The organism is Legionella sp. MW5194, assembly GCF_016864235.1.
Classification (GTDB): Bacteria; Pseudomonadota; Gammaproteobacteria; order Legionellales; family Legionellaceae; genus Legionella_C.
On record NZ_CP045732.1, the window covers coordinates 1,969,808 to 1,993,818 of the forward strand.

The window sequence follows — 24,011 nt, forward strand, 5'->3', positions numbered from 1 at the left end:
ATTAACTATAGTGTATTTTTTTAAATTTGTTTCTCTCAGTCGCATCACCTGATTATTTAAACGGTTTGATTTGCGAAATCGATTCCTTTTGATCGGCTTCTTTCATTCCTTTTAATTTCGATTTGAGCTCGTTTAAGTAGTTTTTATCATGAAAAATTGCATGGGTAGTGAGGGAATTCTTCACTTGATTGCCGTGCTCGCCATTAAAATCAACACGATACAGTTCCCTGAAAAAATCCCTGGCTTTTTTAAGGTTATCTCCCTGCTTCGCCAAGGTGTTCTCCATGATGTTTTTCCGTGTCGCTCCAATGGAGCGAAGTTGGACATTGAGCAGTTTTTCTGTGTCGAAATGATAGGCCTTTTTGAGATCGGGATAGTGACCGTTTTTCAATAAATCACGCAATAATCCCATGGTTTGCGTTTCATCACTGTTATAAAACCTGAGGGGAGTGTGGTGTTGGCAGGCAGCATTGCATAGGGCCACAAAATGGGTCGCCTGTTCAACCCCTTCCCGCACGGGACCGCTTATTTTCTTAACCGCCATTTTGTCGAGAAGATCCTGCTGCAAGCGTTCAAAATCGCTTTCAAGGCCTGTTTTTTGCGGCAAAGGCTTCGTGGGCTTATCGGCATGGATGTGCCTGAATTTTTCATATTCTTCTTGTTTTTCATAGTGGTTTTTGCGCTGATTTTCAGGAAATTCATCTTGCAGCAATTGGGGCGTGACCTTCAGGCTGTTTCTTCGTCCCATAAGGTCCACATCACGAACCAGAAGGTAACTTCGCCCTTCGACAGAATCAGTCACTTCAACGACATTCCCCGGCACCCGATAGTCGGTAATGAAATAGCCGCTCTGCTCAAACTGTTCAAATAATTTCTTTTGAGGCCCTTCGTCAATGAGATTATAGCCTTCGTCAAATAGCACGGGATTACCCCGTATGTAAGGCATGTCCATGATGTCTTCTGATTTCTCAAACGGCCTTGCCGTTGCCAGATCGGCAAATTCGCCGTCGTAAATGCTGTTGTACATGCCATTGAACGTCTCGATTTTACGAGCAACGCCCCCATAAGCCTCGGCCTGCTTGGGGTGTACTTTTTTAAGCACCCGGTATTCGCCCTGCTCGTTCTGATAGAGGTAGACTGCTTCAGCAAACCCACCGCCCTGTTTTTTGCCACCGTCTTCCATCAAAGGCACCGCCTTGATGGGCTTACCCTGAATGGTGATGGTTTCAGCGTTGGCCAATTGACTGAGTAATGCGGAATCGGGGGTTTGAATCGCTTTGATGAATGCCTTCCTGACCATGATAACCTCGCGATGCTGTCCTTTGTTATATTTTAAAACAATTTGGCTTTTATTATTTCTATCGCATCCCAACTTTAAACTCTCTTTACAATTGTTTTAACCAATACATTGACGCTCAGCGTTTAAATTTTAATAATAACAACGAGTTTCTTGCCAAGGACGTGCAGATGCCCCAGCTTAAATTGTTTTTTACCGCCCTCATTACCTTTATTCTTCTGGACATGGTCTGGCTTGGTTTTATCGCCAAGCCATTGTATTTTCACCATTACCGTGAATGGCTTCGCCTGACCGATGGGCAATTGCAACCCGTTTGGTGGGCAGCCCTCATTGTCTACCTGCTCTTAGCGGCGGGTGTGGTGTTTTTTGTCGTGCCTCTGTCCGCTAATCAACTCCTTCATGCCGCGGGTTTCGGGGCCTTGCTGGGGTTAATAACCTATGGCGTTTATGATCTGACCTGCATTGCCATTCTTAAAGACTGGCCGGTAGGAATGTCGCTGATTGACTGGCTATGGGGCATCGTTTTATGCACAGCCAGCGGACTGGTCACTGTCTTTGTTCATGCGAAATGAGCAGTGCAATCCTGTTGTTTGGACTGGTGACTTTCCTGGTTTTTCTGCACATGACCTTCATGTGGTTGTGGTATCGCAGCACCAATAATCCCTCGGTTGTTGATGTAGGCTGGGCTTTGGGGCTAACGATCAGCGGACTTGTTTTCTTAAATGCCGAGCCTTTGTCGACGCGAAACATGATCTTAAGCGTGCTTCTTTTCCTCTGGGGTTTACGGCTGGGTCTTTTTCTCTGGCTGACACGCATCCGCAAAGGCATCGTTGATAAGCGCTACCTGACACTCAGTCAGGATTGGAAAATTGCGAAGCCGCTGGGGTTTTTTCTGAATTTTCAGCTTCAGGGTTTTTTTATTCTGCTGCTGTCATTACCCTGGTTTTTGGTGGCCCTTTCGCCGCAAACGAAGCCAGGTTGGCTGGATTATGCAGCCGTTTTACTCGCCCTTGTCAGCCTGGGTGCTGAAACGCTGGCAGATTATCAACTGCAGGTTTTTAAAAAAGGCCACCCGGGAAAAGTGTGCAATCAGGGCTTATGGTCTTACTCAAGACACCCTAATTATTTTTTCGAATGGCTTATCTGGCTTTCTTTTTCGTTGTTTTCCTTTTCCCATGCTTTCGGCTGGCTGGGCCTCATCTCACCGTTAACCTTGTACGTGCTCATGACCCGCATTACCGGCCCCATGACAGAGGAAGGTTCCCGGCAGGCTCGCGGACAGGCTTATCTGGATTACCAGAAAAATACGCCGTTTTTCTTTCCATCCTGGCTCAATCCCTACTGGTTGTATCAAAAGCACAAATCCGGGCGCTGATTGCTAAGACTCTATCTGGCTTTGAGCGAACTCAAACAGGCTGCTTTCGGGAAAATGCCTGCAAAACAGGATGTACAATCCTTTTGCGGCCTCTGACGCCCCGGATTGACGAATCAGATCACACATTCTTAAATAATTTTTCTGCATCAGCAGCTGAGCCTCTCCCTGACGTTGTTTCGCTGCGCTGAAATAACACCAGGCCGCCTCCTGATAATGATTTTGCAGGCTTAAATGAGCACCCAGCTTATCGAAATCAAGATCGCTCAAGCCGAGTTTACTTTTGTCTTTACTAAAGAAACGGAACAGTTGGACTGCCTCTACTTCCCTATCCTCGGCCAGGCACTGTTGCAAAGCGAGTTTGGCCTGTTGAATGGCCTCCTCAGGATAACCTGCCTGAGAATACAGGTAGCTTAATGCCAGCAATTGATCCGTTGTCGTATCTTCGTTTTTAATCTGCCGAATTTGCGCCTCTGCCTCCTCTCGAGTCATCTGATGGATTGTCCTGATTAAGTCTTGATAGGCAGAACGCACGTGGACCGCCTTCTCTGGTTCGTCAGGTCCCTTTGAGGGGGACGAGGTCGCGGCCCTTGCGATTTCGTCATTGACCACCAACGCCCCGCTTAGTCTTCCAACCAGAATAGGCCCCAGTATGAAGGGTAAATAGGAGAGCGCCGCGTTGAAATACAATCCCGCACGAATGGAAACAGCGGAAACCAGAATTTGCAACACCACGATGACGATAAAAAATTTAAGCAGAAAAAGCACCAGACCCCCAATAGTCTGCGAGCAGTAACAGGCGAGATTGGCACGCCGCGCATCGAATAGCCATTGTAAAGGCTCCCGGCTAAACACTTCACGCAGCGATTCAGTATAAACAGCAAGGGCCGCGGCCAGCAAAGGACCAAAAAAACTGAGCAGTACAAGCACGGCGTAGCCGATACCCACCCAGCCAAAACCAATACCCAATTTCAGGAAGAAAAACAATCGTAAGGCATTATCCGAATGCGTTAAGTAAAGGGCAAGGGCAAGAGCCGGTAAAAACCAGCAAAGGTTATATAAAATCGCACGGCCGGTGTAGGAAAGCAGTTCAGCAGCGGAGTAACCGCCACTAAAAAACCCGGCGTGCATATCCCCTCGACTCGCGGCCAAGGCAAATCGCCCTGTCATCCCCAACGAAACAAGCACAACCGCAAGCCATTGCAGCACGCTCAAGTAACGTTTATCGATTTGATTTTGTAAAAGATAGATAACCAATGCCAGTACAGACCAGACAAGAATAATGGGCAGGGCGGTCAAAAAAGTCGAGCCTCTCAGGTACTTTCGAACAACATCCCCTGCCAGTCCATTATACAGTTCAGATTGTTCCATTTCTTTCTTCCATTAGGGATTAATCGTCCTTTCTTCACTGTAGCATAACCGCTTTTTTAAAACCCCCTGTGTGAAAAGAATCCCCGCTTGCCTGTCTTTCCTGCGAAGACGGCATCCCTGGTTTTGATGCAATGGGGCTTTAAGTATTAAATTTAAATACCATTGGTATTATTTATCGGAAACAAAACCAATGAAGTAGAATTTTTTGTTAATCCATCCTACCTTGTTTCCAGAAACAACCTTTGGAGACAATGATGATTAAAAAAGCCCTCCCGCTGATTCTTTTAACCACAACCGCCTTTGCCCACGGTGGCAGCGAGGCGTCGGTGGCCAGTACTGATTTATCCGCGCAGGGTATAAGTCAGGTCGTTGATGGCAGCGCCAACCTCTTTGCTGCAGGCAGTCAATTGGTCATTGTTGCTGTAAGGACTGTCGGTGATATCACATACATTAGCCTGAAGGCAGCCGGCCAATCAGCCGTGACAACCATTCAGGTGTCACGCCATGTTGCAGGACACAGTCTGCTCGCAGCCGGTCAATCGGTCAAAGTAGTCACCACCGGCACCGGCATGATCTTAACCTCTGCTGGACGTTTGATTGCCTTTGTTCCCAATGAACTCGGGAAATCGCTCCTCTTCAGCAGTCAAATTTAAGGCTTGCTGATGACTAAATTAGCCGAATTAACAGCCTGGTTGATGCTTTTCAGCAGCACAACCAGCACCCTTGCTGGAACTGCCTGTAAACATTACGCCGCCAGCGTGGATGATTTTTACAATGCCAGCCGTACATCGCTCGCCGTTTCAAACGCACTGGATAGCAGCGAGGCAAAAGTCGCCCTGTTGGCCCGGGTGGGGTCGGACTTGAGCCGCTACGGGCTTCATTACAGCCATGTGGCTTTTGTGGTAAAAGATTACCCCGGTCAACCAGGCAAATGGACGGTGATTCATTTGTTAAATGAATGCAACAGACCCACGTCCTCGCTGTACGCTCAAGGATTGATGAGTTTCTTCATGGATAATCTATACAGTCAGGATTATCAACTCACCATTCCCAATCCAACCCTGCAGGCTCGACTGTATGAAGCCCTTAAGCCTCCACGCATCGAACGTCTGCATGACAACCACTACAGCATGATCGCCTACCCTTATTCAAACCAGTATCAAAACTCCAACCAGTGGGTTTTGGAAATGGTAGCGGACAACGACGATCCCAACGCTCGACACACAAGGCAATCCGCTCAGGATTTTCTGCAAAGGACAGGTTATCAACCGTCGATGGTTACCATTACTGCGGCGGCCAGGCTCGGCGTTTCGCTAACCAACGCCGCTATTCGGTTTGATGATCACCCTGCGATTGAAAACCGCACGCGTCGTTATTCCATTGTCAGCGTGGATTCGGTAGTCACCTATCTGCACAGGCGAGGGGACCTGCAAGTCGTACAGGCAGACACTAAAAGACGCAATATTTAATACCTAATTTGTGTGAATAGCTTTAAGCAACGTATACGATATAATTTTGTTATCCCTTTCTGGAGACATGAATGAAGTTAAGCCAAATCAAAGGATTTTACCCCTACCTCATGCTGGTGTTTTTTAATACCTTTATCGATTTAGGTCACAAAATCCTGTTGCAGGACACGCTTTACCAAACCGCGGACGGTTCCGCCTACACCGTGCTTTCTGCCATCATCAATGCCTTGATTCTGCTGCCCTACCTGATGCTGTTTACCCCGTCAGGATTTATTGCTGACAAATACTCCAAGGCGCGGGTATTGCAGGTCACCGCGGCAGCCGCCATCCCCCTCACCCTGTTAGCCACCTGGTGTTATTTTACAGGCTTTTTCTGGGGAGCGTTTGCTTTAACTTTACTGCTCGCAGTCCAAAGCGCTTTGAATTCTCCGGCCAAATACGGCTATATCAAGGAAGTGTTTGGTAAGGAACAGCTCTCACAGATGAATGCCATTGTCCAGACATTGACAATCATTGCCATTTTGGGTGCAACCTTTGCTTTTACCTTCATCTTCAGTTATTACGTCAATGCCGCCAATTTGCAACACAGCAGCGACAAAAGCCTGCTGCTTAAAGCCTTTGCTCCGGCTGGCTTCTTGATTGTTTTATTTTCAATCTTTGAAACCCTGATGAGCTTTCGTCTAATCAGGAAAAACGCCGTTGACCCGCAATCGACTTATCACCCCGCCAATTATTTTACCGGCCACTACCTTAAATCTTACTTAAACAAAACCCTGCATCCACCGGTTATTTTGACCTGCATTCTCGGCCTGTCTGTATTCTGGGCAGTCAATCAGGTGCTGTTAGCCAGCTATGGGGCTTTCTTGAAAGAACACATCGGCAATGTCAGCGTGATGTTTGCCCAGGGGTCCCTGGCTTTGGGCGGTATTGGCATCCTGTTGGGCGCCTTGTACGCGGGGAAAGTATCCAAGGGGTTTGTAGAAACCGGATTAATCCCGGTTGCCACCTTAGGCATTGCTGTTGGCCTTTTTATTCTGCCTCACTTAACCAGCCAATGGAGTATTGTTTTTCTCTTTCTCGGCTATGGTTTTTTTGGCGGCATGTTAATTGTCCCCCTGAATGCGCTCATTCAGTTTAACGCGCCGCGTCAGGAAAACGGTAAGGTGCTGTCGGCCAACAACTTTTTACAAAATGCCTTCATGCTGTCTTTTTTAGGCTTAACCGTCGGTGCGGGCCTCGCTGGAATCGACAGCCAGGTTTTACTCTATGCGCTGTTCATTATCGCCTCGGCAGGAGCCCTCTACACGTTAGTGACGATGCCGCAATCGCTGGTGCGTTATGTGCTTTACTTCATTACCTCCCAGTTTTACCGTTTAAGTGTTTACGATCTGGACAATTTACCTTCTTCCGGTGGGGTATTGCTGCTGGGTAATCATGTCAGTTTCATCGACTGGGCCATTTTACAGATTGCCTGTCCGCGCCCCATTCGTTTTGTCATGGAGCGCTCCATCTACGAAACCTGGTATTTAAACTGGATTCTTAGACAATTCAAGGTGATTCCCATTGCCCGCGGCGCAAGCCAGGATGCCCTGATGGCAATCAATCAGGCCTTGAATGCTGGAGAGGTAGTCGCTCTTTTTCCTGAAGGACGACTGACTAAAAACGGCCAGATGGGTCTTTTTCGCAGCGGCTTTGAGCGTAGTGCAATGAATGCCAATGCCGTGATTATCCCCTTTTATCTCCATGGCCTGTGGGGCTCAAAAGTGTCCTATGGTCATCGCTACAGTAAAAAAATTAAAAGCGGTCATCATCGTCGCATTACTCTCGTTTACGGGAAAGCCCTGCCGATTTTAAGCAACGCCAAAGAAGTGAAGCAGAAGGTCACTGAATTATCCATCAAAGCCTGGAAATACCACATTGAAGCAATCGGTTGCCTGCAGCACGAATGGCTTTATCAGGTTAAAAAAAATCCTTCTCAAACCGCCATTATCGAAGAAAATGGCCGGGAAATATCCACACACCAACTGCTTGGAACAGTATTGTGGGTTAATCGGCAATTGAAAAAGAGACTGGCGAAGCAGCACCAGGTGGGCATTCTTCTTCCCACCAGCACAGCCGGAGTAGTGGCTAATTTAAGTTTGCTTACGCTGGGTAAGGCTCTGGTTAATCTTAATTTTACAACCGGTGAACCTGCCCTGGAGTCAGCCGTTCGTCAAGCGTCGCTGACGACGATCCTCACGTCCAGGTTGTTTTTAAGGAAACTACACGACCGGGGTCTTGCCATGGAAAAAGCACTGGCCTCCTGTGAACTCATTTACCTTGAGGATCTTCTTTCAAGTCGCCGTGCAGCCCTCGCGTACAGTCTGCTTGCCAAGGCATTACCGGCAGCTCTTGTTAAATTCTTTTTCATTCGGGCGACCGCCAGCCAAAGCATCGCGGCAATTCTATTCAGCAGCGGCAGTGAAGGTGAGCCGAAAGGCGTTAAGCTGACCCAGGCTAACCTGTTAAGCAATATTAATCAGGTGGCTACTGTATTCAGCCTGCAGGAAGACGATGTCCTGATTAATGCGCTGCCGCTTTTCCATGCTTTTGGTTTAACGGTAACTACACTCATGCCCTTGCTGAAAGGCATTCCCATGGTGTGTTACCCGGATCCCACCAAATCCTTAGTCATTGCCAAATTAATCTGCAAATACCGCGTCACCCTTTTCTGCTCAACCTCCAGTTTACTTGGCTTGTATGCACGCAATGCCTCCGTGCATCCGCAGATGCTCGACTCAGTCCGCCTGGTGGTTGCCGGGGCTGAAAAATTGTCGTCAATGGTGTACAACGCGTTTAAAGAAAAATTCAATCTTGAAATTTATGAAGGATATGGCGCAACGGAAGTGGCGCCTGTGGCGAGTTGCAATTTACCTGACGTCATTTCGACTCAGGATTGGCACATACATCAGGCTCATAAACCAGGTACAGTCGGCCTTCCCCTGCCAGGCTGCGCGTTTCGGGTCGTGGACCCTGTGACACTCAAGGATTTACCTCGAGGTCAAGATGGCCTGGTGTTGATTGGTGGTACTCAGGTGATGGACAGTTATTTAAACCAGCCTGAAAAAACACAGGCGGTTTTGATCCACGAGGACAATTACACCTGGTATAAAACGGGCGATAAAGGGCATTTAGACCAGGATGGGTTCCTCACCCTTGTCGACCGTTACTCCCGATTTGCCAAAATTGGCGGTGAAATGATTAGCTTAAGCCAGGTCGAACAGGCCTGGCAGCAAGCGCTCCACGACGATGAAGTTGAATTGATGGCCCTCGCCTTACCCGATGATAAAAAAGGGGAAGAACTGGCCCTGCTTTATTCCGCCCCCCTCTCTGAAAATGAACTGAGACAGCGTCTGTTTGCCACTGACTTGCCCCGGATCATGCTCCCGGGATTCATTCGGCACATGGCGGAATTGCCCAAACTGGGTAATGGCAAACGGGATTATGTGACCGCCAAACAATGGTTGCAGGCGCATCGTGCCGCCTGAGTGACCTGCCGCGGCTTGTCCGCGGTCCCCTCGGTTACTCCTCGGTGAGTTGTCGTTTCAAGTTGTCGAAAATACGTGGAACCCAGGGTCTCATAGCAATGATTAAGGCCGTGCCATGACGTTTATCGATAGGCACTTCCACGGTATCACGGCAGCGCTTGACAAACTCATTGGCGGTATTGTGCAGGGTTTGATGAAAAATGCGGTTGTCCTGCTCGCTCAGCATGCCGCTGCGCACCAGAAAAAGCTCGGTCGGTTTTTCAAAATGACAGTCAAAAAAATCATCCTGTATGGTCTGCTGAAAAAACCGCTGGATAGGTCCGTCCGCAATCCAGTGAAAATCAGGAGCAATCAGGCGCTTGAAGCGATTCCCCGGCTGCAATTCAATGATTTTCATTTTATCAAGCTTCGCCGCATAACGGATTAACTCGTGCTCGGAAATGGTATAAAAACGGAGAATATCCTCAAACGTCCAGTGATTAAGCACACAAATGGCCACCAGCAGCAGCCTCAGCTCACTCACCAGTTCCTTTTCCTGATTTTCCGTCAAATGCACAATTAATTTTTTATCTTTCTGCAGCAGTTCAAACACTTCCGATAAGGACAGATTCAGGCAGGCACAAATCGATTGCAGGCGAGTTAAATTGGCATCCTGCTGACTGAAAAGGCGTTTAATGCTGGCCTCAGACAGGGATAATTTCTGAGCCAGGGTTTTGTAGGTCATTCCCTGGGCTTTCAGTTGCTTTTTCAACATTGAAAATAAATCAGAAATTTGGTCGGTCATGATGTTTAGGCTCCAGTAAGACCTGAGCAGTCTACCTGTTTTTGTGAAATAAATCGCTCAATGGATGCGCTCATGCTATAGTCAGTCGTTAAGGAACTGATGATTAAGGAGAATCAATGAATAGACAGTCTTATTCCATTCCATTGTTACTGATCCTGCTGCTCATGGCCAGTGCCGTTTTTGCTGTCGATCCTGCCTCATTGAAAGCCTGTTATGACAAAGCAGCCACCACCTTAGCTATTCACGAGTGCGCCAGTCAGGAATACACTCATTATGACAAAATATTAAACAATACCTACCGCTCGCTCTCCGCCATGTTATCCAAAGAAAACAAGGCGGCGCTCATCAGCGCTCAAAAAGCCTGGCTGGATTTTCGCGCCAAGGAATGCAAATTCACCGGTTTGCAACACGAAGGCGGCTCCATGCAGGCCATTGACGAGGTGGACTGCTACAACACACTGAACAAACGGCGTATTGACGATTTAAACCAGTACATCAAAGCATTTGGTGAGCAATAACCAATTTTAAAGGATCATGGACGGGGGGTTGTTTCCTCCGCAATCTCTCGACTGTACTCTTCCGACTCCTGATTGGTCAACACGATGCAGCTTTCAATGTCGTCCGCCTCAAATGACAAATCGCCGCGGTAAACACGGCTGGAATACGTCTTCAGCAACTCAAGTCTGGACTGCTGTTCGCTGGTTAATTTCACCTTAAAGCAAATCGCCACCTGATGTTTATCGCGGGGGATATTTTCAGGCGAAGTATAGAAATGCCGGTAAATGTTTTTAGCGTTCAAATAAGTCCATAAATGCCCATTCTGCCTGATCTGTTCCAGATTTCGCGGACGCTCAACCCAGGGAATATAAAAAAAGCCTGTATCTCCAGAGGCTACTTCTGCGGATTTTTTAAATAACATGGCAACTCCTTGTACTTATTTTTCTGCAGTTAATACGCAGTTAATCTTTATATCATATGATTACCCGAAATGAATAATTTTCTTTCTTTATGATTTATGAAAAGCCAAAATGATTTAAGTGATCTGTTGCGGGGGGATTTTGAGATCCTTAAATGCAGGGCGCAGAGTGAGGTGGGATTTTATCATCGCAACGGTTTTCTTTCGTTTATCGATTCACTGCAAAAGCAGTTGAATTTGAACCGTTTTATGAGCCCTGACCAATTAATCAAGGCCCTCACCATCCTTGAAAACCTCGAAATCAATAGCTCGAGGTACCGTTTCATGCACGAGTTGCTCAACCATGGACAGTACCGTTTATTGCACGACATTGTACCGGATGCCCCCAAAGCGTCAGGCCGTCTCAAATGCCCTTACGCCAGTATGGTTACGACGCTGCGGAAACTGCATTGTGCCTTGCTAAGCCACCTGGAGCTCTCGCTTGTTCATATTGCCAGGGAATTGCCGGTGAGTAAGGTCAATTATGAACAAGGCATGCTGGATGAATCCCAGGCTTTTCGTGATTTGGAAAACACAAGCAAAGCCTCCCATTTACCGGACAAATCGACGTCGGTGAAGGATTTCGCCCGCCGCGGGGTAACCTTATACGGGACGGTGGTGTACCCATCAAGCAGCAACAATGATAAGGATCCGGCCATTATTGGGGCTATTGAAGGATTTGGAAACAGCAGCATTGCCTCCGAAGGGACCCCTGCCAATAAAATTTACCAGTTCGGCGGCCAATTCCTGGAAGCAGTTATGCTCAATGAGTTCAGTCATACCACGGAGTTTAAGCAATCGGGAAAGCAGGGAATACAGCCCGGTCTGGTCAAGGGGCATATTAACTGGACTAAAGTTAACAGTAGCATTGTCGGCCAGGTTACGCTTGATGTACTGACCCTCAATCAATGCGATCTTGACAACAAACACGCCATGCAAAAATTTTATGCCATTGGCAGCGATGGGATATCCTTACTCGAGGTCAGTGAGTCGGAGCTGGAACTGATCAACCAACGTTGCAGTGATGAGGTTAAAGGCACAACAGACGGTCAAGTCGTCCCTGTCTGTACCTTAGCCGCAACACTGGCAATGCCGTTGGATATCACCACAGGCATGCATTACCTTAAGGTGAGCGCTTTTACTGTGCGATTTAATACCGACGAGCTGCGCTCAACCCGTGAATACGATTTCAGGAAAGCCTTCTGGAATCGCGGCGATTTCTGTTAAACGCCTGACTTAATTTTTACCTGAGCGAGGGGGTGAAGAGGTCAGTTCACTGTTGGCCTTGCTTGGTGTCGGATTATCAGCGTGCTTAAATACACCGGCATGCGATAACTGCCGGGCAGAAACTTGATCACTCGCTTTAGGCTTTAAATCCTCCTTCAGCGCGTTGACCTCTTCCCGATCATGCCGTTTTTTAGCTTTTTCCTTGCCTTTAAAAGTGGGCGGTCCTTCAAATTCCTCATCCTCGGACTCAAGTCTTTTCTCAGAAGTAGAACCCAATTCGCTGGTGATGTCTTGCAAAGACACATCCGATTCGTCTTCAAGCGCCTCAAAACGCTCTAAATCAATAATTGCTTCGGAAAAAAGAGATAGTTCTGCTTTGACACTGGCACTGATTGTTTCGGGAAAATACTTCGCCAGCGTGCGCGTGCCCACAGCGACAGGGAAATCGATTTCTATCAGGTATTCGCCATCGTCTCCCTGAATCAGGGCGCCTGATTCTTCTTCATAAACTCGTGAAAGAGCAAAATTCTGCGGGCTTAATTTAGGTCTGACTAACAGTTCCGAACGGAGACTGTTTTCACGGGCCTCGAGGTAGTGCAGGAGTTCCTTTTCAAAGAGCGGAAAATCACTTTCATTGATACGCAGGGTTACGATATCTTTTTGTTTATAAAATTTAGACGACAAATAGTCATCCAGACTGCTATACATGTCCTTAAAGCGCATCGCTTCGGTCTGGCTATGAAACAAAACCCCCTTACCCACCGTGGCCTTGCTGGTTTCGTCATCATCGGTCACCAACCATAATTTAACCAGGGGACCGGCGTAATTACTTTGGGCATTTTTCTTCATCTGCGGCTGTTTCGCGCGGTCGATGCCTTCATAAAAGCGGCCATTGTTTTTACCCACATTGGCAATCCCGTTATGAATTTCCTTGACGGTGTGCGTGCTTATATTCATTAAAGTCAGGCTGGGATTGACCATGCCTTTGCTGAATCCAGCCCCTGCAAGTGCCACCATGGGCGCTGCCTTAAGCAGTTTTTGTGACGCCGAAACCAAATCGCTGACTTCCCGGTCCCTGAAGCGTTGACGTTGCGTATTTTCATTAAGCCATGCGGTGCTCAAGTACACTTCCACCATTTTCATGAGGATACCTTTTAAAATAACTGTATAAATTTAATTATACATGTATAATTTTAAAACTATTGTGGCCGATACAAATTTGAGCAAAAATTTACACTTGCAACGGCTTGGGCGGGGGGTAGAATTAAAACAAACCATTAAGGCAATTTTCTGACATGGCTGTAATAAAGATCGCCAAGTCTCTCCACAAATTCAAGCGACAACTCAAAGTTATGGCGGCTGACGTGTTCAATGTTTAAACCCAAAGGCACCTGAATTTTTTCCTTGTGCATGAACTGCAGGATTTCAAGGAGATTATTGGTAGCAATTTTCAGGGAACGCCAGCCAATGCCGATATCCGCTTTAAATAAGTCATCTTCCACGGTTTTTGGAATAAAAACCCCAAGCCAGCGTAAAAAATGAAGATCTTTATGACTTGAAACCGGAGCGAAACTTAAAAAAATGCGTTTGGGCTCAATCCCTTCCTCTCGGCAGGCATAAGCATAATCGCGCAATAAAAATTTAATGCTGATGGGATCATAAATGATTTGACTGGTGAAAAATTCCATGCCATTGACGCTTTTAACCAGGAGGCGATGAGGTTCATCCTTGACAGCATCATGTGAGCGCCGTGTCTGAATGGTGATGCCACCGCACAACAGGTCTTTGGTACAGTGAGTACGAATGTATTGCAGCATCTCAATCACCGAAGGGCCGGCGTAATGAATCTTGCTGCTGCTTCCACCAACCAGAATGAGCGCTCGAAGATTCGTCTGATTCGCGGAGTGTTCAAGCCACGCCTTCTGCTCTTCCCAGCCCTCATAAACCGTGCAGTGATTGAGAACCACATTGATGTTGCGATAAGCCTGCTCCAGCCGCTCTGCAAAATGACACGGATCCATTTTTGGGACAAATTCATCCGTGCGTTGCTCCCCCTTATTCTCATCCCTGATTTCGGGAATATTGACACCATCGATGTTCACAGGCGTACTGGTTAACAAATCAATGGCACAATCAATGTAGGCATCAGTATTGGCGGCCTTTTCGCCCGTCGGCGGCAACAGTTCATAAAAAATAACCGGTTCAGAGGCATCCATGATTTTGTCGCGAAGCGTCTTCATACCGCTACCCCGCTATCGGCTGTTGAGAAATTGTTGTCGCATCCGTTTCGCAGCCTCCACCATGTTGGCTAATGCGGCGTTCACTTCCGGCCAACCCCGCGTTTTCAAGCCGCAGTCGGGATTAACCCACAAGCGCTCAACCGGAATCAGTGCTGCTGCCCGGTCAATGAGCTGCATCATTTCCTCCACCGTCGGAATGCGCGGCGAATGGATGTCATAAACCCCGGGGCCAATGGCATTGGGGTAGGAAAAATGGTTAAAGGCATCCAGAAGCTCCATATTTGAACGCGATGTTTCTATGGAAATGACATCGGCATCCAGAGCTGCGATGGCTTCAATCACATCGTTGAATTCGGAATAGCACATGTGCGTGTGAATCTGCGTGGTTTCTTTCACTCCGCCTGCGGTTACCTTAAAGCAGTACACAGCTTCCGTCAGGTACTCCTCCCAGTGACGGCGGCGCAACGGCAATCCTTCGCGAAAGGCGGGCTCATCAATCTGAATCACCCCAATGCCGGCCTGCTCCAAATCCATCACTTCATCGCGTAATGCCAGGGCTAACTGGCGAGCAGTGTCACGCATCGGTTGATCATCACGCACAAACGACCACATCAAAATAGTAATCGGGCCCGTTAGCATGCCCTTAACCGGTTTATTGGTCAGCGATTGCGCGTACCGGCTCCAGGCAACGGTCATGGTCTCCGGGCGGGAAACGTCCCCATAAATAACGGGCGGCTTCACGCAACGCGAGCCATAGCTTTGCACCCAGCCCTGCTCTGTGGAGGCAAAGCCTTGAAGCTGGTCGCCAAAATACTCCACCATGTCCGCGCGCTCAGCTTCGCCGTGAACCAGCACATCCAGGCCCAACCCATCCTGACAGCGAATGACGTTACGGATGACATCCTTCAACCCGTTTTCGTAATCAGTGAGGCTAATCCTGGCTTGCTTAAAATCATGGCGCAGCCTGCGGATTTCCGGGGTCTGGGGAAACGAACCGATGGTGGTGGTCGGCAATATCGGCAACGGCATGGCGCGCTGTTGTGCGGCTTGCCTTTCCGGGTACGGCGGGCGTTCGGTATTCAGGTCACCCAGGGTGTTAACACGTGCCTGAACCCCGGGGTTATGAATCAGGGAGGAGGTCTGTTTTTGCTCCATGGCGCGTTGATTGTCGACCAGCACGGCTTTGACCGCATCCCACCCTTCGTTAAATCCACGCGCCAGACTGGCAAGCTCCAGGCATTTTTGTTTGGTAAAGGCAAGCCAGGATTTAACCTGAGGATCGAGGGAGGTTTCCAAATCCAGATCCATGGGTGAATGCAGGAAGGAACAGGATCCTCCTATCCATAACCGTGATTGCAATTGCTCATACAGTGGCTCTAAATACTGTTTAGCCTTCATCAGATCGGTTTTCCAGATGTTGCGGCCATTGACAATGCCGATGGAAAGACAAGTATCCGACTGCAGCTGTTGCATCAACGATCTGATCTGTTCAGGCGCGGTTACGGCATCGACATGCAATCCGCTGACCGGTAAACGGCAGACCCAGTCACCGTTTTCCTCCATCCCTCCAAAATAGGTTGTAAGCATCAGCTTACAGGCACCGGATTGAAGGCTGTCATAAGCCTGCATGAACGCCTGCTGCCAGGCTAAAGGGAGATCCAGAACCAGAATGGGTTCGTCCACTTGTATCCAGCTTACGTTTCTGGTGCTTAATTCAGACAGCAGGTGTTGGTAGGCGTCAAGCAAAGCCGGCAACAGCGTCAGCTTATCAAAGGCAGGGTATGTTTTCCCCAGCCATAAATAACTCAATGGCCCGGGAATAACGACTTTGACAGGGTAATGGTGAGCCTTTGCCTCATCAATCTCCGCAAAAAGCCGTCGGGTGTTGACCACAAAGGATTGGTGGGGCGAAAACTCAGGCACAATGTAGTGGTAATTGGTATTGAACCATTTGGTCATTTCGCAGGCGGTGATGGGTTTGTCCGTTGATGAGCAACCTCTGGCCATGGCAAAACAGGTCGCCAGTTCCGAGCCAACATCCGCAAAACGGTCAGGAATAACCCCTAAAGTCATCGACATATCCAGCATGTGGTCATACCAGGAAAAATCACCGACGGTTACCCAATGAAGACCCGCCTGGGACTGCATCTGCCAGTTCTCCTCACGTATCATTTTGCCTGTCGCTAAAAGATCCGCTTCCGAGAGCGTCCCCTTCCAATAGGATTCAACAGCAAATTTCATTTGACGGCTGCATCCAATGCGTGGAAATCCAAGGCAGTGCGCTGTGATCATTGACTTCTCCCTGTAATAACCCCATGAGTCGGATGGGGAGCACCTCATTTAACTTTAGACGATTAAAAACAGGATGCAGTAAAAAGCGCGATTTTGAATGCAGGTATCCCCCGCTTCACAGCGGGAGACTTCAGGTCATTTCAATAAAAGCAAACACGCCGTTAACAGTTCGGTTTCAGCCACTTCATGGTCAAAATTGTAATAACAAAAGACGCAGGGTAAATCACCCAGCTGCTCGCCGCTGGCAGGCAGCCAGTCCCGGTAAAGCGCATACACGGTATCGCCGATACTATCACGTGAACCATAGTGCATAGCCGACGCATACCGCCCTTGCGGCAAGTACTTTTCGACTACCCCCTCAAGCGTTAATGAGTCAGGCACCTTGATGCCTAAATCCAGACGAAACTCCGATGGCGGGGTGATTTTTGGATCATCATAGGCAAGGGCGAATGCCTCGCCAGGTTTTGGTTTTACATTGACCGTCTGGGCTCTGGCCCAGGTCACCAGTTGATTGACGCTTTCCCCAACCCGCTTCGGATCGCCACGATGTTCCACAACCGCCAGGCGCGTGCGTGGAATGGTTTTAATGTCTACTTTCATATCAGTCAGGCCTCGTTCAGGCAAACAATACGGCGGCTCTTCCCAGTGAGACCATCCAGTTCCGAGGCGATATTGGCTCGGGCTATAGCCGCAGGCTTTTTTGAATGCCCGGGTAAAGGCTTCGTGGGATTGAAAACCGGCATTGATTGCAATGGTTAAAATGGATTGCTTCCTGTCCACAATCAGTTGATGAGCGGCCCGTTTCAGGCGCAGCCATTTAATGTATTGGGATAGGGACATACCCGTTAAGACAGTAAATAAACGGTGAAAATGGAATTTCGAAATACAGGACACTTCGCTTAATCGCTGAAGCGACAAGTCGTCATCCAGATGCCTGCCAATGTAGGTTATGGCTTTCTTAAGCCGGGTTTCGTATTTCATGTTTCACTTTCAGTTTGTTACCATCAAACGCTAGACTAACGTGCGCCCTTTTGTCTTATTTGACCATTTTTGCTTAAATTTGCAATTCTTGTTGACAAGTCGGAAATAAAATAATTTGCTGTATAATGTTTTTTTTTCAGGGAATGAGGTGAATATGAATTCTTTAGCCAGTGTCGTGGTGCGGATAGAGCAGGATAAAAAAAACTATTATTCAGAGGCCATCGTGCAATGGCATAAAGAACTTAAGGATAATAAAGAAAGTCTGGAATCCGCTTTACGCAGTAATATAAATACATTGACTAATCCGGCCTTGAGCAGCGAAGAAGTCGAAGACCGTATCAAAAAGATAATGGCCATTCTTGCCGCGCCAATCAGCGCCATGCCGGAAATGATTGCTGATAACGTCGATGATTTATGCAGACGCTTAAGCGACCTGGTTGATCTTTACGGTCAGCTGCAACCAAGCTACATCTCGAAATTGGGTATTCTCTCCAGCCCCCGGGAAACCATTAAAAGCCATTTAAATACTGTCGGCATTCGAGAAACCATCGATCCCGCCATCAATGCTTACCTGCATACTCAATCCCGGCTTTTGGCCGAACACATTGCCTACTTTCGCGCAGTTAAACAGGCGGAATGGGTTTCACAAGCTAAAAAAAGCAACCCAGAGGCTTCGGTAGAAGTATTGATGCTTCATCGCCATGAAGTCTGTTCCACGCTGAATAAAGGCATGGGATTGAAGGAGGACGCGGGCCTTGATGCCCTTACGCTCGGTGCGTCGCAATCCAACTTTGACATAAACCTGGCCCAGCATTTTAAAACAAGAGCTCTCCTTTATTTCAAGTTATTTCAACCCATGAAAAAAGTTGAAATGAAGGTTTCCCCTGTCGCCAGAGCCTACCAAACTGGTCTTTATGCCAGCTTTTCACCCACGATCATCGACAAGATTACCGTTGATCCGCATTACGCGGAAGTCCAATACAATACGACTTTCATAGCCAGTGGACGTGCATCACGTCTTTGTTCTGATATCGCCGCTGATTTTAAAAAGGAAGGCTATGACGCCAGCTTCACAGAAGATCATTTCATTCAGGGTGAAGATGGGCTGTCGTTCATGAAGCGTCTTAATGTCGCCTACAACCGGATGGCCGGAAGAAAAATGAATGCCCCCAATATGCGCATTGTCATGGGACATGGCACCATGAACATGCACCTGCTCAGGCATCTTCGCTATCACACACAGAGCCATAACATTCCAGCTGAGCCGCCCACACTGGATTTCGGCGGTTACTGTTTCCTGCTGATTGCACGTCAGCATGGCCGCATTGTCTCCGTGGATTACAAGGGCAGTTTTGATCGGTACGGGCAACAGGCCCAGGAAAAAAAAGCACTGACCTCAATAAAAACCCTTTCAGACACCGCTTACCTTGAGCGTCTAGACAAAGAGTACATTCCGCAGGCAAGCGCGCCGGAACTCAAGGCCAGTCTGTTATTTCATCGCTGCCTTATCGACCCCAGTGAGGAAGCGGTCAAAGCGGTAGTTAAAAACCCGGAGTTGGTTGATGTGATGCTGGATCATCTCAGTCTGCTAACGGAATTCAATCAGGGGAACAAGTCTCTTTTCATTCTTAAAACACTCACAGAAATCCATCTGCAACGACTTGAAGAACGTATAAAAAGCGAGAGTGGATATTCCCTCACGTCCTTCTTTGCTTCGGTTAAAAATGCAACCACCGGCAAGCCTCCTTCGCCTCAATTCCTGATACTTAAAGAATTGACAAAAATTCTCGGAACAATGGAAAAAGACGAAGAAAGCAGTGCGTCGTTGCCGGTCCTGGATGAATTGGTGAAAAAGTCGCTAACGACCTGTCATGAAGGCAAAGTAACCAATCTTTGCCGCGCAGTGCGGGATTGGAAGGCATGGCATGAACAACACGAGCAAAAAATCGGATTGCAACATGAAAAAGAGGATAAGGAAGAAAAAGAGGATGACAGCCATACCGATGAGGAATTGCAAATCCTGGATACCCTCTACAAAGGCTAAGCTCTCCTGTGTTAAACCACTCGGTATCGACTATTATTTGTTAAAAACAGGATGAGGATCTTCAATGACTGTCACCACCGGGTTATCGGGTAATGAGATTTTCTGCTTAGCTGCCAAGGGTTATGCTCCGGGAAATATTGTTGTCGGGAACAGCACGCATTCCCTCGGGGTTCTGGGTAGTATTGGTTCCGGCCTTAAATCCATGCTGGGCGGCGAACTAACCCAGATTACCCAATTGATAGAGGAAGGCCGACAAACAGCCTATCAACGACTGTTACAGGAAGCGAATAATCACGGGGCGACCGGCATTACCGGCGTGAACAGCCATTTAATTTTTCATGGCTCCAATATTGAATTTCTAGCCATAGGCTCAGGTGTTCATGCCCCCAATGCGGCCCCCAATAAATTCTCAACGTCGGCCGATGGTCAGGAATTGTATGCGCAGCTCGATGCCGGTTACCGACCGATCTGTTTCGCCTTCGGCAACGTCGCTTATTCCATGGGGATAGGCCGGGGAATCCTGGGTAGTTTGAAAACCCTGGGCCGTGGAGAAATTAAAGAGTATTCTCATATTTTCAACCACACCCGGCACTTGGCCCTGTCACGGATTGTCGGGCATGCCATCGAATACAACGCCAATGCCGTGCTCGGAATCCGAACCACCATTTTGCCGTTTGGCGGTGTGAATGAGATGCTGATGATTGGTACTGCGTCACACAGCACCCAATTGTCCGGCGATAAAATGCAGGAACCCATTACCAGCGACATGACCAACATTGAAATGTGGAACATGGCCAACAGGGGGTATGCGCCCCTGCGCCTGCTTCTGGGGACATCCGTGTATTCCCTGGGATTCATTGGTGGCATCACGTCGGCATTAAAATCCTTTGTGCGTGGCGAAATCACCGAACTGACCACCCTGCTTTATGATGCCCGTGAAAATGCCCTGAATATCATCAACGAAGAAGCGAAAGCCATCGGTGCAGACGACGTGGTTGGCGTGAAAACCTATGTTTATCAATTGGGGAATGGCCTGATTGAATTCCTTGCCATTGGGACAGCGGTCAAGAAGTTAAGCACCGTTAAAACAGAATCGGAGCAACTTATTCCCCAGGCCATTGTTGTGGATCAGGATACCTTTTACAGCTCCAATGAAGGCGTTGGCAGCATCAATGTTAATCGTGGTGAAAAGCCGATTAATGCAGGCAATCGCATCAATTTCACCATCATTATCGCCATTTTAATTTTTACGGTATTTTTTCCCCACATTGTCAAAGCATTGTTTCAATAAATCACGAAAACCGCGGCCACGCCGCGGCATTCCAGGCTTATCGGCCATCCACCGCGCCCGCAGGCAACGAGGATTGGCCTCCCGGACAGAAAACAATCTGATAACTTGTCCGTGTCGTTGCACCGGGATTGCAGGTAAAGGAACTGGATGGATCATCGAATTGATAGGAATAGGCGGTAGGACAGGCTTTCTTTAACCACAAAATGGCATTCTGTCCCGTGACTTCTGTGCCCGCTGTCGTTGTCCAATCCGCATTGGTGCTGGCGCAATTGGCACTCACCGCCGTAGGGACACTGCTGGTAGGCCAATCGACACAACCGCAGCAATTGGCCAGGTTGGGCAGGCCACTGTTGTAGCAGGTATTGGCTGAATCGTTGCTGGTAACCTGGCAGGCCAGCAGATTACCAAAAATAGCGGGGTTTCCACCAAAGGTACCGTAATTTTTTGCCGAAATGGTGGTCATGGGGGTACCGATATCATACTTGGTGTAAAGGTTCTGACTTCCCCACTGACCGTTTAAAGGGTAGCCGACAAAATTGGTAATGGCCGTATAGCCGATGAAGTCACCGCAGCGGCGGTTAATCGGGGCATTGGCAGGGCCACTGTTAAATGCCATGCCACAAACCTGGCCATTAGAACAGTCACTGTCGCTTAGGCAGCCATCATCAGCACCGGCACTGACCCATACCACATCCACCGCCGTCACACCAGAGAAGGACGGGTCAAATGTCCAGGGACAGGAGCCCAGGCTGTTGCCCTGCGGTTGCATCAGCGCACCCGCCCCAGTGCATTGGAACGGCGCACCTGCCGACACAGGCCCAAGCCCTTTGATTTCAACCGGAACATTCATGCCATTGATGACCGACACATCGTACACGCCATCGGTGGCAGGAGTTGAATTGATAGTAAACTCAAACTTGGTATAGGGCGGTGACGGTTGATCCAGTGTTCCGCCTCGCACCACGCAGGTCCCCGACGTCGCGGACAGCGTATTGCACATGCCCGTTTCACAAGCGAAATTGACTCCATCAGACGCGCAACCGGTTCGTGGCCAGATGGCGCCATTGACGTAGGCATCCACCGTGATATCAATGGTGCTGGGCAATTGACCGCTCACCTGCTTGGGAAGCAGGTAAGAACTCGCTGGCGCACCCGTGCCGCTCTGGCTTCCCGGGGTTGGATCCGGTGAAAAAATGCCGCCTGAGCCATTGGCAATGCCATACCAGACATTAAAAGGACACTGATTAACAAAATGCACAGTATGAGTGCTGGTGTTATTGGCACGCACGGGCGCTGAAGTCGATGCCGTGGCAGTGACGCCGCCGGCGAGAACACTGGCCTGTATTTTCATTTCCTGAGCCGTATCCTGTGGAATAACCGACGCAATCACATGGCATTGCCCCTGTGCCGGCAAGGTTTGACCTGAACAGGTATCATAAATCGGCAACACCGTGGTCGTGGCCCTCTGTCCGCTGTTCGGAGTAAAACTGGTCGTCACTTGCACCTGACCCAAGGCCGCGGCGCGGGTGCTGCATTCGTTTTCAAAAATGAATTTAACCGTATTGTCGCTGTACTGGTAAGTCACTGCCGGCAAGGGCAAAGCCACCTGACCATGCACGGTGCAGCTCCCACCGCCCTGCTCAACGACGGCAGAAGCCCGCACCTCAGCCAAGCGAGTACCGTAGGTAAATAAGCCGCGCAAAGCCAGTTGCCCGGTATGGGTGGGGGTGATTTGTCCGTTAACCGTGCAGGAAGCATGCGGTTGCAATACCACAGGAACGCCCGGTGTTCCGCAGTTATTCTCCAGCACAGCCACATTGGCAACAGTAGGCGTCACAGTAACAAGATCAGTACCCATGGCATTGCCGGCAAAACCCGTGATCGCCACTTCACGGGTGTTGGTGTAAGTCAATGTAAAGTCTGGTGTTTGCAGCGGGTTTAACGTCATCACCGCCGGGAGGCCAGCGATACTGCCCTGCACCCCGCCTGTTGGCGCGCCTGTCCCTTGTGCCCTCAATGTCGGTAGGGGGATGCGGTTGTTGTGATAACCGTAGGTTAACTGCAGAGTTGACACTTCCACTTCGGAAGGAGCAAACGCAATGGTGATATTGCAATGCGCGTTGGATGCCAGATTTTTGCCGGCACAGCCGTTCACCACTGAAAAATTCCCCCCGGTGGAGGTGATGGATGTTTGAATTGTCGCCGCCAGAGGCAAATGATTGGTCAAAGTGTACGTGACATGCGATTGATGCCCCACCTGCGTAGGGCTGAACCCCCCTGCCGGATTCAATGTCCAGGAAACGGGATCGGAGGCAAACGCAACATTCAAAAACAGGGATAACACAACACTCAATAAACAATTGGTTTTAGGCATGGCAGAATCTCTTATTTTGATAAAGGCGCTGTGGATTGGCCAAACAGATAAGTCACGGTGATCAAGCCTGAGTGGGTACGGTAATGCCCGGCATTCAAGCGTTCCTGTGACCAGGTTAATTCACCGGATTTGGACGTCAGGGGGCCCCAATCTCTGAATTCATACCCCAATGACAACATGATTTTTTCTGTGAGAACAACGTCAATGCCAGCGCCCAGGCTGTAGGTGAAGTCGGTCGCGGTGTGAGGACGAAACTGGGGGCTGATCCTCGGCGTCACACCGGAAAAAGCGGTCTCGCGGTAATGCGACGCGGTATTCCACGCCGATCCGATACTGCCGTCCAGATAAGGCAGAAAACGCTGGTATTGGTGGAGATTCGCTCGTGCAAAAATCGCCAACACCTCACTTTCAACCGCCCAAGTGTAGCGGTAATTGGCGAATTGCGGTAAGGAATATTGCGTGATCGTGCCGTTGATTTCGTTACTGAATAAATGTTGGTAAGCTAACCCTGCGCTTAAAACAGGCAACCAGGTCTGTTGGCGAACCCAACGGTAACCTGCTGCCAGATTAACGGTTGCTGCTGCTTTTTTGCTGGTTGAATACCAATCGTTGTTCAGTGGAGCCGGGAAGCCGGAACCATTATTAACGCTCAGGGTGGAATGGAAGTCAGGTTCGCCAAAGCTTGCGCCTGCACGAACAAACCAGCCCTGGCCTTCAGGCATCGCCAACGCCGGCGAGCCCAGTAGCAAACAGCCGGCGCCCAAACAGAATTTTAAATACGTCATTG

19 protein-coding genes are annotated in these 24,011 nt (G+C 48.8%); 9 read left to right on the top strand and 10 right to left on the bottom strand.

From position 1 onward, the window contains the following. Positions 1-52: 52 nt before the first annotated feature. Positions 53-1,300, bottom strand: a complete 1,248-nt coding sequence (locus tag GH742_RS09225) for a hypothetical protein (RefSeq protein ID WP_203454656.1) — start codon at positions 1,298-1,300, stop codon at positions 53-55. 167 nt (positions 1,301-1,467) lie between these two features. On the opposite strand from GH742_RS09225, the gene GH742_RS09230 reads away from it, so the two are divergent. After that, positions 1,468-1,869 (top strand): DUF2177 family protein, encoded by a 402-nt coding sequence (locus GH742_RS09230; protein WP_108292579.1) that lies wholly within the window; start codon positions 1,468-1,470, stop codon positions 1,867-1,869. Continuing rightward, positions 1,866-2,672, top strand: coding sequence for a DUF1295 domain-containing protein (locus tag GH742_RS09235; RefSeq protein ID WP_203454657.1), 807 nt, complete (start codon positions 1,866-1,868; stop codon positions 2,670-2,672). The genes GH742_RS09230 and GH742_RS09235 overlap by 4 nt, the downstream gene beginning before the upstream one ends. 3 nt (positions 2,673-2,675) lie before the next feature. On the opposite strand, the gene GH742_RS09240 is transcribed toward GH742_RS09235, so the two are convergent. Then, positions 2,676-4,040 (bottom strand): hypothetical protein, encoded by a 1,365-nt coding sequence (locus GH742_RS09240; protein WP_203454658.1) that lies wholly within the window; start codon positions 4,038-4,040, stop codon positions 2,676-2,678. 251 nt (positions 4,041-4,291) lie between these two features. On the opposite strand from GH742_RS09240, the gene GH742_RS09245 reads away from it, so the two are divergent. The 3 genes from GH742_RS09245 (at position 4,292) to GH742_RS09255 (ending at position 9,036) form a co-directional block, all read left to right on the top strand. Further along, the gene (locus GH742_RS09245; RefSeq protein ID WP_203454659.1) at positions 4,292-4,693 is read left to right on the top strand and encodes a hypothetical protein; all 402 of its coding nucleotides are present in this window, start codon (positions 4,292-4,294) and stop codon (positions 4,691-4,693) included. Between the two features lie 9 nt (positions 4,694-4,702). Further along, on the top strand, positions 4,703-5,509 hold the full coding sequence (locus tag GH742_RS09250) for a DUF2145 domain-containing protein (RefSeq protein WP_203454660.1): 807 nt from the start codon (positions 4,703-4,705) through the stop codon (positions 5,507-5,509). Between the two features lie 71 nt (positions 5,510-5,580). Continuing rightward, on the top strand, positions 5,581-9,036 hold the full coding sequence (locus GH742_RS09255; protein WP_203454661.1) for an acyl-[ACP]--phospholipid O-acyltransferase: 3,456 nt from the start codon (positions 5,581-5,583) through the stop codon (positions 9,034-9,036). A gap of 34 nt (positions 9,037-9,070) precedes the next feature. Here the strand turns inward: GH742_RS09255 and GH742_RS09260 are convergent, their stop codons facing one another. After that, a complete protein-coding gene (locus GH742_RS09260; RefSeq protein WP_203454662.1) occupies positions 9,071-9,820 on the bottom strand; it encodes a helix-turn-helix transcriptional regulator in 750 nt (249 codons plus the stop codon). A 116-nt stretch (positions 9,821-9,936) separates the two neighbouring features. Between GH742_RS09260 and GH742_RS09265 the strand changes: the two genes are divergently transcribed. Next, complete coding sequence (locus GH742_RS09265) at positions 9,937-10,338, top strand: lysozyme inhibitor LprI family protein (RefSeq protein ID WP_203454663.1); 402 nt, start codon at positions 9,937-9,939, stop codon at positions 10,336-10,338. Positions 10,339-10,352: 14 nt separating this feature from the next. Here the strand turns inward: GH742_RS09265 and GH742_RS09270 are convergent, their stop codons facing one another. Next, positions 10,353-10,739: a hypothetical protein gene (locus GH742_RS09270; protein ID WP_203454664.1), complete on the bottom strand. Its 387-nt coding sequence runs from the start codon at positions 10,737-10,739 to the stop codon at positions 10,353-10,355. Between the two features lie 96 nt (positions 10,740-10,835). Here GH742_RS09270 and GH742_RS09275 point away from each other — a divergent pair, with 96 nt between their 5' ends. Further along, positions 10,836-12,002, top strand: coding sequence for a hypothetical protein (locus GH742_RS09275; RefSeq protein WP_203454666.1), 1,167 nt, complete (start codon positions 10,836-10,838; stop codon positions 12,000-12,002). A 9-nt stretch (positions 12,003-12,011) separates the two neighbouring features. Here the strand turns inward: GH742_RS09275 and GH742_RS09280 are convergent, their stop codons facing one another. The 4 genes from GH742_RS09280 to GH742_RS09295 all read right to left on the bottom strand — a co-directional run bounded on the left by GH742_RS09280 (position 12,012) and on the right by GH742_RS09295 (position 17,515). Continuing rightward, positions 12,012-13,145 (bottom strand): hypothetical protein, encoded by a 1,134-nt coding sequence (locus GH742_RS09280; protein WP_203454668.1) that lies wholly within the window; start codon positions 13,143-13,145, stop codon positions 12,012-12,014. A 134-nt stretch (positions 13,146-13,279) separates the two neighbouring features. After that, entirely contained in the window at positions 13,280-14,242 is a 963-nt protein-coding gene (locus tag GH742_RS09285) for a hypothetical protein (protein ID WP_203454670.1), read from the bottom strand. A gap of 12 nt (positions 14,243-14,254) precedes the next feature. Further along, on the bottom strand, positions 14,255-16,534 hold the full coding sequence (metE, locus tag GH742_RS09290; RefSeq protein ID WP_203454672.1) for a 5-methyltetrahydropteroyltriglutamate--homocysteine S-methyltransferase: 2,280 nt from the start codon (positions 16,532-16,534) through the stop codon (positions 14,255-14,257). A 135-nt stretch (positions 16,535-16,669) separates the two neighbouring features. After that, positions 16,670-17,515, bottom strand: a complete 846-nt coding sequence (locus tag GH742_RS09295; protein WP_203454674.1) for a GyrI-like domain-containing protein — start codon at positions 17,513-17,515, stop codon at positions 16,670-16,672. A gap of 154 nt (positions 17,516-17,669) precedes the next feature. On the opposite strand from GH742_RS09295, the gene GH742_RS09300 reads away from it, so the two are divergent. Continuing rightward, on the top strand, positions 17,670-19,559 hold the full coding sequence (locus GH742_RS09300) for a hypothetical protein (protein WP_203454676.1): 1,890 nt from the start codon (positions 17,670-17,672) through the stop codon (positions 19,557-19,559). Positions 19,560-19,623: 64 nt separating this feature from the next. Beyond that, positions 19,624-20,850: a heavy metal-binding domain-containing protein gene (locus tag GH742_RS09305; RefSeq protein ID WP_203454678.1), complete on the top strand. Its 1,227-nt coding sequence runs from the start codon at positions 19,624-19,626 to the stop codon at positions 20,848-20,850. 37 nt (positions 20,851-20,887) lie between these two features. On the opposite strand, the gene GH742_RS09310 is transcribed toward GH742_RS09305, so the two are convergent. Together GH742_RS09310 and GH742_RS09315 are read right to left on the bottom strand one after the other, a co-directional pair. Next, a complete protein-coding gene (locus GH742_RS09310; RefSeq protein ID WP_203454679.1) occupies positions 20,888-23,224 on the bottom strand; it encodes a thaumatin family protein in 2,337 nt (778 codons plus the stop codon). Between the two features lie 11 nt (positions 23,225-23,235). Beyond that, positions 23,236-24,009, bottom strand: a complete 774-nt coding sequence (locus GH742_RS09315) for an outer membrane protein (protein ID WP_203454680.1) — start codon at positions 24,007-24,009, stop codon at positions 23,236-23,238. Between the last annotated feature and the right edge of the window lie 2 nt (positions 24,010-24,011).

Coding starts and splice junctions, on each gene's coding strand:
- GH742_RS09235 (WP_203454657.1), top strand. CDS start 1,866: ATGAGCAGTGCAATCCTGTTGTTTGGACTGGTGACTTTCCTGGTTTTT.
- GH742_RS09245 (WP_203454659.1), top strand. CDS start 4,292: ATGATGATTAAAAAAGCCCTCCCGCTGATTCTTTTAACCACAACCGCC.
- GH742_RS09270 (WP_203454664.1), bottom strand. CDS start 10,739: ATGTTATTTAAAAAATCCGCAGAAGTAGCCTCTGGAGATACAGGCTTT.
- GH742_RS09255 (WP_203454661.1), top strand. CDS start 5,581: ATGAAGTTAAGCCAAATCAAAGGATTTTACCCCTACCTCATGCTGGTG.
- GH742_RS09260 (WP_203454662.1), bottom strand. CDS start 9,820: ATGACCGACCAAATTTCTGATTTATTTTCAATGTTGAAAAAGCAACTG.
- GH742_RS09315 (WP_203454680.1), bottom strand. CDS start 24,009: ATGACGTATTTAAAATTCTGTTTGGGCGCCGGCTGTTTGCTACTGGGC.
- GH742_RS09265 (WP_203454663.1), top strand. CDS start 9,937: ATGAATAGACAGTCTTATTCCATTCCATTGTTACTGATCCTGCTGCTC.
- GH742_RS09300 (WP_203454676.1), top strand. CDS start 17,670: ATGAATTCTTTAGCCAGTGTCGTGGTGCGGATAGAGCAGGATAAAAAA.
- metE (WP_203454672.1), bottom strand. CDS start 16,534: ATGATCACAGCGCACTGCCTTGGATTTCCACGCATTGGATGCAGCCGT.
- GH742_RS09240 (WP_203454658.1), bottom strand. CDS start 4,040: ATGGAACAATCTGAACTGTATAATGGACTGGCAGGGGATGTTGTTCGA.
- GH742_RS09285 (WP_203454670.1), bottom strand. CDS start 14,242: ATGAAGACGCTTCGCGACAAAATCATGGATGCCTCTGAACCGGTTATT.
- GH742_RS09230 (WP_108292579.1), top strand. CDS start 1,468: ATGCCCCAGCTTAAATTGTTTTTTACCGCCCTCATTACCTTTATTCTT.
- GH742_RS09225 (WP_203454656.1), bottom strand. CDS start 1,300: ATGGTCAGGAAGGCATTCATCAAAGCGATTCAAACCCCCGATTCCGCA.
- GH742_RS09275 (WP_203454666.1), top strand. CDS start 10,836: ATGAAAAGCCAAAATGATTTAAGTGATCTGTTGCGGGGGGATTTTGAG.
- GH742_RS09305 (WP_203454678.1), top strand. CDS start 19,624: ATGACTGTCACCACCGGGTTATCGGGTAATGAGATTTTCTGCTTAGCT.
- GH742_RS09250 (WP_203454660.1), top strand. CDS start 4,703: ATGACTAAATTAGCCGAATTAACAGCCTGGTTGATGCTTTTCAGCAGC.
- GH742_RS09310 (WP_203454679.1), bottom strand. CDS start 23,224: ATGCCTAAAACCAATTGTTTATTGAGTGTTGTGTTATCCCTGTTTTTG.
- GH742_RS09280 (WP_203454668.1), bottom strand. CDS start 13,145: ATGAAAATGGTGGAAGTGTACTTGAGCACCGCATGGCTTAATGAAAAT.
- GH742_RS09295 (WP_203454674.1), bottom strand. CDS start 17,515: ATGAAATACGAAACCCGGCTTAAGAAAGCCATAACCTACATTGGCAGG.